Source organism: Streptomyces sp. NPDC031474, assembly GCF_055581185.1.
This window is the reverse complement of record NZ_JBVIJX010000052.1, coordinates 1-14,104: the sequence shown is the minus strand read 5'-3', so window position 1 is coordinate 14,104 and position 14,104 is coordinate 1. Positions and strand designations below refer to the sequence as shown.

Genomic DNA, 14,104 nt, shown 5'->3' with positions numbered 1-14,104 from the left:
GCCTCTCCGGGAGGATAAAAGGGCCGTCACTACGTTAGTGGTGACGAGATCTCGGACCCCCCCCCCCCCCCCCCCCCCCCCCCCCCCCCGGTGCCGTAACCGACCCGACATGCCCGCGTCGCCCTGAGTTCATTGGTGAGTTACTCTGTGTCCCGCTTGTGAGGGAAGGCACCCGCGCGGTGGGTTTCGCTGTGATAACCCTGGGGAAAATCGCCGTCTCCGGGCTGGTAACGTGCACTCTGGTCCTGGTGGCCAAAGACATGCACACCGTGACCACAGCCGATGAGCGCATCCGGTCTTCCAGCCGGACACGGCTGACTTCCCGCAAGGAACCCGCACGGAGCGGGGCCCTGTGTACAAAGCCGTCCGCCCGCCCACAGGCACCGGCGGACAACCAGGGATGCGGCCGTGCTGGCACATCGACACGGTCCCTTCCCGACCATGCATGACGTGGTGCGCCTTCGAGGTCGCCGTAGAGGAGGGGATGTCGATGACCGACGCCCATGAGTTCATTCCGGCCGCCAAACCCGTGATCGGCGAGGAGGAGATCGACGCCGCGGTGCGCGTGCTGCGCAGCGGCATGGTCGTCCAGGGGCCAGAGGTGGCCGCCTTCGAGGAGGAGTTCTCGGACGTGGTCGGCGGACGCCACTGCGTCGCGGTCAACTCCGGTACCTCCGCGCTCCACCTGTCGCTGCTCGCCCTCGGTCTCGGCCCGGGCGACGAGGTCATCGTGCCGTCGTTCTCCTTCGCCGCCTCCGCAAACGCGGTGCGGCTGGTCGGCGCCGACGTGGTCTTCGCCGACATCGACCCGCAGACGTACTGCCTGGACCCGGCCGCGGTCGAGGCGGCCCTGTCGCCGCGCACCGCCGCGATCATGCCGGTGCACCTGTACGGGCACCCGGCCGCCATGGACAAGATCATGGCGATCGCCGAGCAGCACGGCCTCGCCGTCGTCGAGGACGCCTGCCAGGCCCACGCGGCCGCCCTGAACGGCACCCCGGTCGGCGCCTTCGGCGCCGTCGGCACGTTCAGCTTCTACCCGACGAAGAACATGCACAGCCTCGAGGGCGGCATGATCTCCACCGGGGACGCGGAGACCGCCCGCACCCTGCGCCTGCTGCGCAACCAGGGCATGGAGAAGCGCTACGCCAACGAGATCGTCGGCGCCAACGTGCGCATGACGGACGTCTCCGCCGCCATCGGCCGCGTCCAGCGTCGCAAGCTGGACGGCTGGACCGAGCAGCGCATCGCCAACGCCACGTACCTCACCGAGCACATCACCGCGCCGAACGTGATCACGCCGAAGCTCGCCGAGGGCGCCCGGCACATCTACCACCAGTACACGGTGCGCATCCAGGGTGACCGCGACGCCGCCATGGCCAAGCTGAGCGAGGCCGGCATCGGCAACGCCGTGTACTACCCGACGCCCATCCACCGGCTGAAGCCGTACTGGGAGCCGGACCAGAAGGCGGGTCGCACCTGGGACCTGCCCGAGACGGACCGCGCGGCCGCCGAGGTCGTGTCGCTGCCCGTGCACCCGGCCCTGTCGGCGCAGGACCTGGAGCGCATCGTCACCGCCGTCAATGCTCTGGGGGAGCAGCTGTGAGTACCGGGAAGTCGCTGCGAGCGGGTCTCGTCGGCCTCGGTTCCATGGGGCGTCACCACGCCCGTGTCCTGGCGGGTCTGGACGGCGTCGAGCTCGTCGCCGTCGTCGACCCGATGGGCGACAAGTTCGGCGCAGCCCAGGGCGTGCCGATTCTGGACACCGTCGAGGAACTCATCGCCCTCGGCGTGGACTACACCGTCGTGGCCTGTCCCACGCACCTGCACGAGGAGGTCGGCCTGGCGCTCGCCGCGGCCGGCGTCTGCGCGCTGATCGAGAAGCCGGTCGCGGAGACCGTGGAGGGCGCCCGTCGCCTCGTCGAGGCGTTCGAGTCGCGCTCGCTGGTGGCCGGCGTCGGTCACATCGAGCGCTGCAACCCGGCGCTGATGTCGCTGCGCGCGCGGCTGGAGGCCGGCGAGCTCGGCGACGTCTACCAGGTCGTCACCCGCCGCCAGGGCCCGTTCCCGCACCGCATCGCGGACGTCGGCGTGGTCAAGGACCTCGCCACCCACGACATCGACCTCACCGGCTGGGTCACCGGCCGCCAGTACGTGTCCATCGCCGCGCACACCGTCTCCAAGAGCGGCCGCGAGCACGAGGACATGGTCTCCGCGGTGGGCCGGCTCGACGACGACACCATGGTCAACCACCTGGTGAACTGGCTGAGCCCGCTCAAGGAGCGGTTCACCTCGGTCACCGGTGAGCGCGGCTGCTTCATCGCCGACACCCTCACCGCCGACCTCACGTTCCACTCCAACGCCGCGGTGACCACCGAGTGGGAGGCCCTGCGGGCCTTCCGCGGTGTCTCCGAGGGCGACATGATCCGGTACGCCATCCCCAAGCGTGAGCCGCTGCAGGTCGAGCACGAGCTGTTCCGGGACGCGGTGCTCGGCAAGCCCGCCGACATCTGCACCCTGCGCCAGGGCATGCGCACCGTCGAGGTGGCCGCCGCGGTGCTCGAGTCGGCGACCACGGGTCACAGCGTGTCCCTTCAGCCGGAGGACCTGGCCGCAGATGGCAGCTGAGCATCACACATCGGGGGAACGGTGCGTGCTCGGCGGGACTCCTATGTTCTGTGAGACTTTCCCCGCAGGACCCAGCCGGCCGTCGGCTGTCGGAGACCAGGAGCCGGAGAATGAGTGCTGCGCCTGACGTCAGCGTCATCGTTGCCGTCTACAACACGATGCCGTACCTGACCGAGTGCCTGAACTCGCTGGTCGGGCAGAGCATCGGCCGGGAGCGGCTGGAGATCGTCGCCGTCGACGACGGCTCCACCGACGACAGCGGGCCCGAGCTGGACCGCTTCGCGGCGTTGTACCCGGACACCGTCAAGGTGATCCACCAGCCCAACTCCGGCGGCCCCGCCGCGCCCAGCAACCGGGCGCTGGAGGTGGCCACCGGCCGGTACGTGTACTTCATCGGCTCCGACGACTACCTCGGCGAGGAAGCCCTGGAGCGCATGGTGAAGTGCGCCGACAAGCACGGCTCGGACGTGGTGGTCGGCAAGATGGTCGGCACCAACGGCCGGTACGTGCACCAGGCGCTGTACAAGGAGAACGACCCGGACGTCAGCCTGTACGACTCCGCGCTGCCCTTCACCCTGGCCAACACCAAGCTGTTCCGCCGGGACCTGGTCGAGAAGTACAAGCTGCGCTTCCCCGAGCACCTGCCGGTGGGCAGCGACCAGCCGTTCACCATCGAGGCGTGCGTGCGCGCGAAGAAGATCTCGGTGGTGGCCGACTACACCTGCTACTACGCGGTCAAGCGGGGCGACGCCAGCAACATCACCTACCGTGCCGACCATCTGGCGCGGCTGCGGGCCGCGGCCGAGATCATGGACTTCACGGCGGGTCTCATCGAGGCGGGCCCCGAGCGCGACCATGTGCTGCGCCGGCACTTCACCTGGGAGCTCGCCAAGCTCGTCCAGGACGACTTCCCCGACCTTGAGCGCGAGGTGCAGCGGCAGATCTGCGCGGGCATCGCGCGGCTCGCCGACGTCTACTTCACCGACGGCATCCGTGATGCGATGGACGTCAAGCGGCGGGTGCGCATCGCGCTGGCGCAGGCCGGCGCGATCGACGAGCTGGTCGAGGCGATCACCTCGGAGCTGGACGACGGGGCGCCCACGTTCGTCGTGGAGGGCGGCCGTGCCCATGCCCGCTACCCCGGCTTCCGTGACCCGCGCATCGGCATGGCCGACCGGGTCTTCGAGGTGCTCGACGAGTCGGTGGCCGCCCCGCTCGCGAAGGGCACCCGGCTGCTGACCTCGGCCTGGGACCAGCAGGGCGAGGCGCTCACCTACGCGGTGTCCGTGCGGGTGCAGGTCGTCGGCGACGTCGACGGCGCGGCGCTGCGCCTCGCCAAGAAGGCCATGCCGAAGTCGGCGGACAAGCCCGGGGCGCGCCGGCTGAAGGCGGACCACCAACTGCCCGCGCCGGTGGGCGAGATACGGTCGGAGCCCGGAGCGGACGGCGCCGGCACGGTGCTGCACGCCCGGGTTCCGCTGGACCACGTCACCGCGAAGCGGGGCGTGCGGGTATACCTGGACGTGGCGGGCGCCACGTACGAGGTACCCGTGCGGGGCCAGGATCTGCCCATGCCGCTGGCCCGCCAGTGGGGCCGGGAGGGGGACCCCTACCGGACGTCGGCCATCGTGAACGACAAGGGGCGGGTCGTGATCGACACGGCCCAGATGCATCCGCCGAGGAGGGCCCTGGTCCTCCGGGCGCTGGCAGCTCCCGTCGAGAAGTTGAAGTCCCTGGCCGTCCGCGTGCGGGCGGTCGGCGTCAGAAAGTTGAAGTCCGCCGGTTTCAAGAAGCCGACCGGTTCCAAAAGGAAGTAGCGACCCTCCATGAACATCTGTGTAGTAGCACTCGGCAAGATTGGCCTCCCGCTGGCCGTGCAGTTCGCCTCCAAGGGCCACCGGGTCATCGGCGCGGACGTCAACGAGAAGGTCGTCGAGCTGGTCAACGCCGGCGTCGAGCCGTTCCCCGGTGAGCACGACCTGGACGTCAAGCTGAAGCAGGCCGTCGACGCCGGGCTGCTGAGCGCGACCACGGACACCGCGTCCGCGGTCGCCGAGTCCGAGGCCGTCGTCGTGGTCGTCCCGCTGTTCGTGGACGCCGAGGGCACCCCGGACTTCGGCTGGATGGACTCCGCGACGAAGGCGATCGCCCAGGGCCTCAAGCCCGGCACCCTCGTCTCGTACGAGACCACGCTGCCGGTCGGCACCACCCGCACCCGCTGGGCGCCGATGCTCGCCGAGGGCTCGGGTCTGACCGCCGGCGAGGACTTCCACCTGGTGTTCTCCCCGGAGCGCGTCCTGACCGGCCGGGTCTTCGCCGACCTGCGCCGCTACCCCAAGCTGGTCGGCGGCATCGACGAGGCGTCGACGGCCCGCGGTGTGGAGTTCTACGAGCAGGTCCTCGACTTCGACGAGCGCGCCGACCTCCCGCAGGCCAACGGCGTGTGGGATCTGGGCACCGCCGAGGCCTCCGAGCTCGCCAAGCTGGCCGAGACGACCTACCGGGACGTCAACATCGGTCTGGCGAACCAGTTCGCGCGCTTCGCCGACCAGAACGACATCGACGTCAAGAAGGTCATCGAGGCCTGCAACTCGCAGCCCTACAGCCACATCCACCAGCCGGGCATCGCCGTGGGCGGCCACTGCATCCCGATCTACCCGCGGATGTACCTGTGGAACGACCCGGCGGCGACCGTCGTGCGCTCCGCCCGTGAGGCGAACGCCGCGATGCCCGAGTACGCCGTCGACCTGCTGGCCGCCGCCTACGGCGACCTGACCGGCGTGGGCGTGCTCGTGCTGGGCGCCGCCTACCGCGGTGGAGTGAAGGAGACGGCCTTCTCGGGTGTCTTCCCGACCGTCGAGGCCCTCAAGGCGCGTGGCGCGGTCCCGTTCGTCTCGGATCCGATGTACACCGATGAGGAGCTCGCCGCGCACGGTCTGACCCCGCACGCCGGTGAGAAGGTCACCGCGGCGATCCTGCAGGCCGACCACGCCGAGTACCGCACGCTGACCCCGGCCGACCTGCCGGACGTCACCGTCCTGGTCGACGGTCGCCGTACGACGGACCCGGAGGCCTGGAAGGGCGTCCGCCGCGTCGTCATCGGCGGCTGAGGCGCAGTTACGAGAACAACCCCGTGGCCCCGCCCTCGTATCCCGGGGCGGGGCCCTGGTGCAGAAAGGTTTCCCATGACCTGGCTGATCACGGGCGGTGCCGGTTTCATCGGCTCGCATGTGGTGAAGGCGATGACGGACGCCGGTGAGCGGGTCGTCGTCCTCGACGACCTGAGCACGGGCCGCGCCGAGCGGCTCCCGGACGGCGTCGTACTGGAGGTCGGCACGGTCCTCGACGGCGACGTTGTGGCGCGGGTGCTGCGCGAGCACGCCGTGACCGGCATCGTGCACATCGCGGGCAAGAAGCAGGTGGCCGAGTCCGTGGACCGGCCGCTGTACTACTACCGCGAGAACGTCGAGGGCATGCGGGTGCTGCTCGACGCGGCCGTCGCCGCGGGGATCGGCCGGTTCCTGTTCTCCTCGTCCGCCGCCGTGTACGGCATGCCGGACGTCGACCTCGTCACCGAGAAGACGCCGTGCGCGCCCATCAACCCCTACGGCGAGACCAAGCTCGCCGGCGAGTGGCTGGTCGCGGCGGTCGGCGCCCGGCACGGTATCGCGACGGCCTCGCTGCGCTACTTCAACGTGGCGGGCGCGGCCACGCCCGAACTGGGCGACGACGGCGTCTTCAACCTCGTCCCGATGGTCTTCGAACGCCTCGACGCAGGGGAGGCGCCGCGGGTCTTCGGCGCCGACTACCCGACGCCCGACGGCACCTGCGTCCGCGACTACATCCACGTCGAGGACATCGCCTCCGCGCACGTCGCCGCCGCGCGCCGGCTGGCCGCCGACCCCGAGACCCGGCTGGTCCTCAACATCGGCCGTGGCGAGGGCGTTTCGGTGACCGAGATGATCGACGTCATCCGGGACGTCACCGGCCGCACGGACGCCGAGCCGAGCGTGACCGGCCGCCGCCCGGGCGACCCGGCCCGGGTCGTGGCCTCCGCCGACCTCATCCGCGAGGAACTCGGCTGGAGCGCACGGCACGGCGTACGGGAGATGGTGGAGTCGGCGTGGGCGGGGTGGCGACTGCGGCACCCGTAACCGCCGCTGTCGCCCACGCCAGGAAACACATCAGGAAACACATCAGGAAACACATGAGGAAGGGCCCCCGGAATGTTCCCGGGGGCCCTTCCTCGTACAACCGGTCGCTGATCCTCGTCAGTTGTCTTCGAGGATCAGTTTCTCGAAGTGCTTCTGCACCACGGGCCAGTCCCACACCGTCAGCGCGTGCTCGGTGGCGAGTTCGCCCGCACCGCGCCAGGACTCCTCCGTGGCCGTGACCTTCAGGATCCGCTCGGCCGCCTCGGCGGGCGAGGACACGACCCAGCCCTCGGGGTAGAGGGTGCGGGCGCTGTTGGGCTTGCCCGCGTAGAACGGCCAGTCGCGGACGACGGGGACGGCACCGCTGGCCGCGCCCTCCATCAGACCGACGTGGCAGCCCTCACGCACCGACGAGCTGAGGATCGTACCGATCTCGACGAGCTTCGACGGGACGTCGTCCGTCGGGCCGAGCCGGACCACCGCGCCGGACTCCTCCAGCGGGGCCAGCAGCTCCTCGAACTCGTTCAGGTACAGCCGGGTGGCCTGGCTGGTCTTCGGGTCCATGTCGCCGCCGACCAGCAGCAGCCGGTAGCGCTCGTCGTGCTTGCGGACCCGCTCCAGGACGTCCAGGGCCCACTTGGGGTCCTTGGCGACCTGGCTGATGCCGACCAGACCGAGGTTGAAGCGGGCCTCGGCCGGCTTCGTCCGGTTGAAGCCCGACAGGTCCATGGCGTTGTCGATCAGGTGGAACTTCGGAGCGTGCTCGCCGCGCAGCATCGGCACGAGCGTCGCGGTCAGGTCCTTCACGTGCGGGGCGACGAAGATCAGGTCGTCGATCCGGGAGAAGTCCGTCATGTGCGGCCAGCGCGTGAACGCCTCGTAGCTGTGCAGGCGCACCACGATCCGGGTGTCGGCCGGGTCGATCGAGGTGAGCATGCCGGCCGGGCCCGCGGCCCACTCCAGGAAGACGGTGTCGGCCCAGTCGAGGTGCGGGCGCATCAGACGCTCGACCTCTTCCTGGTAGTCGCTCGTGCCGTCCGCCAGACGGTCCTTGAGCATGCGCGGGGCCGCCCAGGAGATCCGCTTCAGGTGCTTGTTCGCCGCCAGGTCGAGGTACCGCAGCTCGACGCCGGGGTGGTCGGCGAAATGCTCCTTGATCAGGTGCAGGAAGTTGTCGTTGGCGCTCGTCGTCACCAGCAGCCGCAGCGGGCGGTCGGTGGGGGCGGGCGCGGCCGGCACCTTGCGGCCGCGGGGGCGGCTCAGCGCCTGGAACGCCTTGGAGCGGTGCAGCGGGGCCACGAAGCCCTCGGCGTCCTTGGCCAGCGGCGACGACAGCTGGTCGATGTGCAGCACCCGGTGGAAGTGCAGGAACAGGGCGCGGTTGATCGCCTCGGCCGAGTCGTCGGTGCTGCCCTTGGCGAAGAGCGAGTCGGCGTTCGCGAGCTGGGCCGCGACCGCCTTGCCCAGGTACCGGGGGCTGATGCCCTTCCGCAGCTCCTGCATGCAGCCCTCGTAGTAGAGGTCCGCCCGCATCTGGAGGTCGGAGATCTTCGCTGCGGCGTCCGCCAGGGTGAGCGCGGCGCCGCTGGTGCGGCCCGCCCACTGCATGCCCTCGGCGACATACCGCGAGGTCGCGGCGCGCACCCTGACGGGCATGCCGGGCGCGGTCACCGCCGAGCGCCACAGCCGGGCGCCGACGCCGGAGCGCATCAGCGGCCGCGGGGTCGCCGTCCGCACGATCTGGGCGGGCAGCTGGTCGACCTTGCGCTTCATGCCACGGGTGACCGCGTGCAGCGGCGGCAGGACCGAGGAGCGGCGCTCCGTGACGCCGCCCCGCGCCTGCAGTTCCTCGACGGCCTTCAGCGCGGGCGCGAGCCCGAACTTGGCCGCCGCGGTGCGGTTGTACTCGGCGAGCCGCCACACCGTGTACACGGTCGCCACGTCCAGGGCGACGAGCACATCGGCCTTGCGGCCGTGCGAGCGCAGCCACCGGTCGCTCTTGATCTGCGTCCAGTTGCGCAGGCCGCGCGGGGCCTTGCCGAGCCGGCGGCGGACCGCCTGGCTGCGGTGCTTCAGGGTGCGCGGCAGCTGGTGCGTACTGGCGAGCCCGACCTTGGCGAGTTCCTCGGGGAGACCCTCGGCCTCCAGGTCGAACATGCCCGCCAGGTGCACGCGCGCGCCCTGGGCGTTGAACTTGCGCACCGCGTCGGCGAGCACACCGAGCTGCGGCCGTACGTAGGCCACGAGCAGGACTTCGGTCACTTGGCGAGCTCCTCGACAAGGTTCTTGACGGCGACGGACATCAGCGCCTCACGAGTGAACTGGTCGGCGTGGGCCATCGCCTCGGCGTGCTCCTCGTCGGTCGTCTCCACCGCCATGTGGGCGGCCTTGATGAACGACTCGGTCAGGCCCGCCTCGTCGATGCCCGGGGCGCCCGTCCACAGCGGGTGACCCCGCAGCACGTTGGAGGCGTCGTGCTCGGCGGCGTGCGCCGACACGATCGGCAGGCCGGTCGCCATGTACTCGTACACCTTGCCCGAGGTGACGTACCGGCCGCCGATGAGGATCAGCACCATCGCGTCCCAGCTGGCGTAGATCGAGGAGACCTCGGCCTTGGCGGCGGGACCGCCGAAGACGACGCCGTCGACCTCGGCCTCCTTGAAGACCTCGGCGTGCCGGTTCGCACCGCGGGTGGCGCCGTTGCCGAGGTGGCCGCGCAGCTCGAAACGGGCGTTCGCGAGCAGCGGTTCCTTCTCCCGGGCGGCCCGCCAGGCGTTCAGCACCGTCTCCAGGTGCGGGACGGTGAAGTTGACCGTGCCGAGGTAGCCGAAGACCAGACCGGCCCTGGGGTCCGGGTTGTGCGCCCGGCCCGGCGAGCTGTCCGCGTCGTAGCCGTTGCGCACGACGTGCACCCGGCTCGCGAACTCGGGGTAGCGCTTGCGGTAGTGCTCGGCGATCGGGTCGTTGACGACCCACAGGGACACCGCGTGGTCGAGGATCTTCTGCTCCCACAGGCCCTCCGCCGAGTCGCGGGCGAAGGCCTCGACGCCGTCGATGACGTCGATGGACCAGCCGTCGCGGAAGTCCACCGCGTACGGCACCTTCGCGTCCTCCCACAGCTTCCAGGCCGCGGCGAGGTTCACGTACGGCACGCAGGAGGCGAGCAGCAGGTCGGCCGGGTGCTCCTTGTGGATGCGCAGCACGGCCTGCTCCAGGTCGCCGCGCCACTCACCGAAGTTGGGCTCCGGGAACGTCTCGGTCTGGCGGCGGCGCAGCTTGGCGACCCAGCCGTTGGGGTCCAGGGCACGCGCCTCGTCGAAGAGGCGGATGTCCGTCTCGAGGTCCTCGCGGGCCAGCGGCAGTTCGACGATCTTCACCTGGGGGTCGACCTGCTCCAGCAGGGAGAGGTCGATGCCCGAGTCGAGTTCCCAGGACTCCCGGGCGATGTTGACGACCGTGACGTCCCAGCCCGCCTTCACGAACTGGTTGGCGGTCTCCCGCATCCGGTACGTGGAGCTCTTGGCGGCCGGCGGGAAGCCGATGGCGAGGTAGATGACGTGCGGTCGCTTGCCTTCCGCAGGCGGCCCGGACGGGGGAGACGATGACATAGCGGTTGACGCTAGCACGCTGACATGCACGGACTGTGGCTCGCGCAGGACCGCCCGAAGGCGGCCGTGGACGGCCCCGGTTCCGCGGCTTCATGTCATGCGGGCCGGCTGCCCCCCTTCCATTCCTCCATGAGACGGACGACGTTGTGCGCCGCGCGGCCGTCGCCGTACGGCGTGCCGGGGTCGTCGGTCGGCACGGCACGGGTCACGGTCTCGGCCCACTCCTGGGGCGACAGCGTGTGCGGGTCGGGTACAAGGACGTTCCAGCCCGTGTTCACGGTTTCCACCCACTCCGTCTCCGGGCGGATCGTGGTGCAGATGCGCTCCAGCAGGAACGCCTCCTTCTGCAGACCGCCGGAGTCCGTGACCACGCCGACCGAGGCCAGCACGGCGGCGACCAGGCTCGCGTACGGCAGCGGCCGGCCGACGTGCAGGTTGCCCTGGGACAGGTCGATGCCGTGCTCCTCGGCGCGGGCGACCAGCCGCGGGTGGGCGGCGAGCGCCACCGGCACCGGCAGCTTGGCGAGCGAGTCGACGATGGCGGCGAGCCGCTCGGGGTCGTCGGTGTTGTCCGGGCGGTGCAGGGTCGCCAGCAGGAACGGCTTCGCCGGGTCGATGCCCTCGGGCAGCTCCGGCGCGGCGAACTCGCCGGCCCGGACCTGGTCGCGGATGCGCAGGCAGATGTCGACCATCACGTCGCCGGCCAGGCGGGTGCGGTCGGCGAGGCCCTCGTTGGCGAGGTGGCGCACGGCCTCCTCGGTGGGCGCGAGCAGCAGGTCGGCGCTGTGGTCGGTGAGGACGCGGTTGTGCTCCTCCGGCATCCGCCGGTTGAAGGAGCGCAGGCCCGCCTCCAGGTGCGCCACGGGCAGGTGCATCTTCACCGCGGACAGCGCGCCGGCGATGGTGGAGTTGGTGTCGCCGTAGACGAGCACCCAGTCGGGCTGCTCACGCTCGAGGACCGGGTCGAGCGCGGAGAGGACGGCGCCGGTCTGCACGCCGTGGCTGCCGGAGCCGACGCCGAGGTGGACGTCGGGGTCGGGGATGCCGAGTCCCGAGAAGAAGACGTCGGAGAGGTCGGCGTCGTAGTGCTGCCCGGTGTGCACGATGACGTGCTCGTGCTCGGTCTCGGCGAACGCCGCCGCGATGGGCGCGAGCTTCACCAACTGAGGACGGGCACCGACGATGCTGATGACTTTCACAGAGCACTCTTCTTCTGGGGGGCGGGCTTGTGAGCTTCTGGGCTGTGGGGCGACTGAGCAAAAGAAACGGGCAAGGAAATGGTAGGCAGAGCGTTGGACGCACCAGGTCCGCGGTGGGTTGCCCCGCCGTGAGCGAGTCGTGTCCATGCCGTGGTCAGGCCGTGGTCAGGCCGTGGTCAGAACGCGGCTTCCGGGCTTCGACTCACTCGCATAACGATTTCGTGAATCTTACGTTTACACGGGTGGAAACCGGGTCAACTCGGGCGGCTATCGGGGCTGCTGCCGGGGTGACTACGGAGGCGGCTTCTACAGGGCGCGCTCGACGAGGGCCCCGTCCTTCTCCTCGTACAGGGAACCGGTCTGCGGGCACTCCCACACCCCCGGCTCACCGTCCCGTTCGACCAGCCGCACACCGGCGTGCCCGACCCATCCGACACGACGGGCCGGAACACCCACGACCAGCGCGAAGTCCGGCACGTCCTTGGTGACGACGGCACCCGCGGCGACCATCGCCCAACGGCCGATGGTGATCGGCGCGACACACACCGAGCGCGCGCCGATGGACGCCCCGTCGGCAATCTTCACACCGACGGCCTCCCAGTCGCCGCCGCGCTTCTGCTTGCCCTCGGGATCCACGGAGCGCGGGTTGTGGTCGTTGGTGAGGACCACGGCGGGGCCGATGAAGACGCCGTCACCGAGCTCGGCCGGCTCGTAGACGAGCGCGTAGTTCTGCAGCTTGCAGTTGTCGCCCATCCGCACACCGGACCCGACATACGCCCCACGCCCGACCACACAGCCCGCACCGAGCCGCGCGCCCTCCCGGATCTGCGCGAGGTCCCACACGCTGCTCCCGTCGCCGATCTCGGCACTCGCGTCGACCTGGGCGCTGGGCTGGACCCTGTAGTTCACTTCTCCGCCTTCCGGTGTCTGGCTACGCCTGGCGAGCATACGGGGAGGGGCCGCCCGCGTGACGCGGACGGCCCCTGCCTGCCGAGCGGTGGGTGGTCGGTGCCCGGTCGGCGTCCGGTCAGTGTCCGTCGGTGGTGACCTGGGTGGCCGGAATCCAGTACCCGGCGAGCTCCTCCGAGGTGATCCGCACCATAGGCCGCCCGTTGACGACCGCCCTGCGGTCGAACTGGAGGGTGTGTGCCTCGGAGTACTTCAGCGTCTTGAGCGTGCCGGCGACGCCGTTGGTGCCGTAGTTGATCGCCTCGACGGAGGCGTTCGCGGCGATGGTGAGCGTGCGCGGCACCCGGTAGGTGACGGTGATGTGCTCACCGCGCAGGAACACCTTCGGGTAGGACTCGCCGACCCAGTAGCCCTTGTACGCTCCGGCGCTGATCCGGTACCAGATGCCCGCGCCCTGGATGCGCCGGCGCACGTCGATCGGCGCCTGGGTGGCCCGGGCGAAGACGACCTTCTTCGAGCTGAGGATCTTGTCGGCGCGGGACTTGTCCCAGCTGCCGTCCGCGTCGGTGTTCAGCTTGTACAGGGTGTGCGTGCCGGCCGCGATGGCGATCGCCGAGCCCGACTTCACGCCCGGCGGGATGTCCTCGATCAGCATGTCCAACTGGTGCGCGAAGACAGTGCTGTTGGTGTGCCAGTGCAGCTGCTGCCACAGCGCGATGTGGTGGTGGTGATACGTGTGCGCCGGGATCCGGTGCGTCTGGCAGTAGTACGAGAACCAGCGTGGGTTGCGCAGCAGCGTGAAGTACCGGGCGATCGTCGTGCAGGCGCCGTCGTACAGCTGGGCGGCGAGCTCGTTGCCGGTCAGCCGGAAGTAGTCCCAGATGCCGAACATGGCGAAGATCATGCCGTTGTACGTGTAGTCGCCCGTGCCGGCCGTCTTGAACGGGTACTCCTGGATCCAGAGGTAGCCCGCCTTGTCCTTGTTCACCACCCACGGGTTGGCGTTGTCGGCGCGCAGCAGCGAGGCGAAGGCGCCGTCGGCGGCCGACTTGTACCGGGCCCGGTCGTCCGCGCTGAGGCCGTCCTCCAACGCCGCGAGCTGGGCGAAGAGGCTGATCGACTCGCCCTGGGCCATGCCGGAGTACCAGGGCGCCTTGTAGACGACACCGCTGTGCTCGGCGTGGGTGAAGTCGAACGGGTACGGGAAGTACCAGGCGCCGCGGGTCTCGACGCGCTTGGCGATCAGCCGGTCGGCCTGCGCCTTGGCACGCTGGAGGAACACGGCCTTGCGGGTCGGGTCGTTCTCGACGCGGTAACTGGTGAGGCAGCCGAGGCCGAACTGGATCTGCCCCACGGGGTGGTCGTAGGACTTCCCGCTCTCCGTGTACTTCATGTACACGCCGTCGGCGTTGAGGTGGTAGGTCCCCGCGGAGAGGTTCGCGTTCGCCCAGGTCGTGGGCCGGTTGCGCCACGGCCGCAGGGCCTCCGGCAGATCCGGGACGATCTGGTAACCGGCCTTCTTGAACTCGAACGGCAGAGTGGTCGGGACGTCGGTCTCGGTCGGCGTGCCACCCGTGTACGGGATGCGCGTGCCGGAGCTCGGCGC

Annotated in this window: 10 protein-coding genes; 5 read left to right on the top strand and 5 right to left on the bottom strand. The window is 70.2% G+C overall.

Annotated features, from left to right (window positions below; genetic code table 11):
- The first annotated feature begins 490 nt into the window (after positions 1-490).
- From ACZ5SK_RS47350 to galE, 5 genes are all read left to right on the top strand, one after another.
- Positions 491-1,606: a DegT/DnrJ/EryC1/StrS family aminotransferase gene (locus ACZ5SK_RS47350; RefSeq protein WP_334579888.1), complete on the top strand. Its 1,116-nt coding sequence runs from the start codon at positions 491-493 to the stop codon at positions 1,604-1,606.
- The gene (locus tag ACZ5SK_RS47345; RefSeq protein ID WP_334579889.1) at positions 1,603-2,628 is read left to right on the top strand and encodes a Gfo/Idh/MocA family protein; all 1,026 of its coding nucleotides are present in this window, start codon (positions 1,603-1,605) and stop codon (positions 2,626-2,628) included. The genes ACZ5SK_RS47350 and ACZ5SK_RS47345 overlap by 4 nt, the downstream gene beginning before the upstream one ends.
- 110 nt (positions 2,629-2,738) lie before the next feature.
- The gene (locus ACZ5SK_RS47340) at positions 2,739-4,445 is read left to right on the top strand and encodes a glycosyltransferase family 2 protein (protein WP_468578022.1); all 1,707 of its coding nucleotides are present in this window, start codon (positions 2,739-2,741) and stop codon (positions 4,443-4,445) included.
- Between the two features lie 9 nt (positions 4,446-4,454).
- The gene (locus ACZ5SK_RS47335; RefSeq protein ID WP_079662289.1) at positions 4,455-5,738 is read left to right on the top strand and encodes a nucleotide sugar dehydrogenase; all 1,284 of its coding nucleotides are present in this window, start codon (positions 4,455-4,457) and stop codon (positions 5,736-5,738) included.
- Between the two features lie 75 nt (positions 5,739-5,813).
- The gene (gene galE, locus ACZ5SK_RS47330; protein WP_361710587.1) at positions 5,814-6,782 is read left to right on the top strand and encodes a UDP-glucose 4-epimerase GalE; all 969 of its coding nucleotides are present in this window, start codon (positions 5,814-5,816) and stop codon (positions 6,780-6,782) included.
- A 117-nt stretch (positions 6,783-6,899) separates the two neighbouring features.
- Here galE and ACZ5SK_RS47325 read toward each other — a convergent pair whose 3' ends face one another.
- The 5 genes from ACZ5SK_RS47325 to ACZ5SK_RS47305 all read right to left on the bottom strand — a co-directional run.
- A complete protein-coding gene (locus tag ACZ5SK_RS47325; protein ID WP_361710585.1) occupies positions 6,900-9,044 on the bottom strand; it encodes a glycosyltransferase family protein in 2,145 nt (714 codons plus the stop codon).
- The gene (locus tag ACZ5SK_RS47320) at positions 9,041-10,285 is read right to left on the bottom strand and encodes a glycosyltransferase (protein WP_334581348.1); all 1,245 of its coding nucleotides are present in this window, start codon (positions 10,283-10,285) and stop codon (positions 9,041-9,043) included. Before ACZ5SK_RS47320 ends, ACZ5SK_RS47325 begins: the two co-directional genes overlap by 4 nt.
- Before the next feature lie 200 nt (positions 10,286-10,485).
- Positions 10,486-11,589, bottom strand: a complete 1,104-nt coding sequence (wecB, locus tag ACZ5SK_RS47315) for a non-hydrolyzing UDP-N-acetylglucosamine 2-epimerase (RefSeq protein ID WP_334579893.1) — start codon at positions 11,587-11,589, stop codon at positions 10,486-10,488.
- Between the two features lie 306 nt (positions 11,590-11,895).
- On the bottom strand, positions 11,896-12,498 hold the full coding sequence (locus ACZ5SK_RS47310; RefSeq protein ID WP_334579894.1) for an acyltransferase: 603 nt from the start codon (positions 12,496-12,498) through the stop codon (positions 11,896-11,898).
- Between the two features lie 118 nt (positions 12,499-12,616).
- On the bottom strand, positions 12,617-14,104 hold a 1,488-nt coding region (locus ACZ5SK_RS47305; RefSeq protein ID WP_468578018.1), incomplete at its 5' end, for a D-glucuronyl C5-epimerase family protein.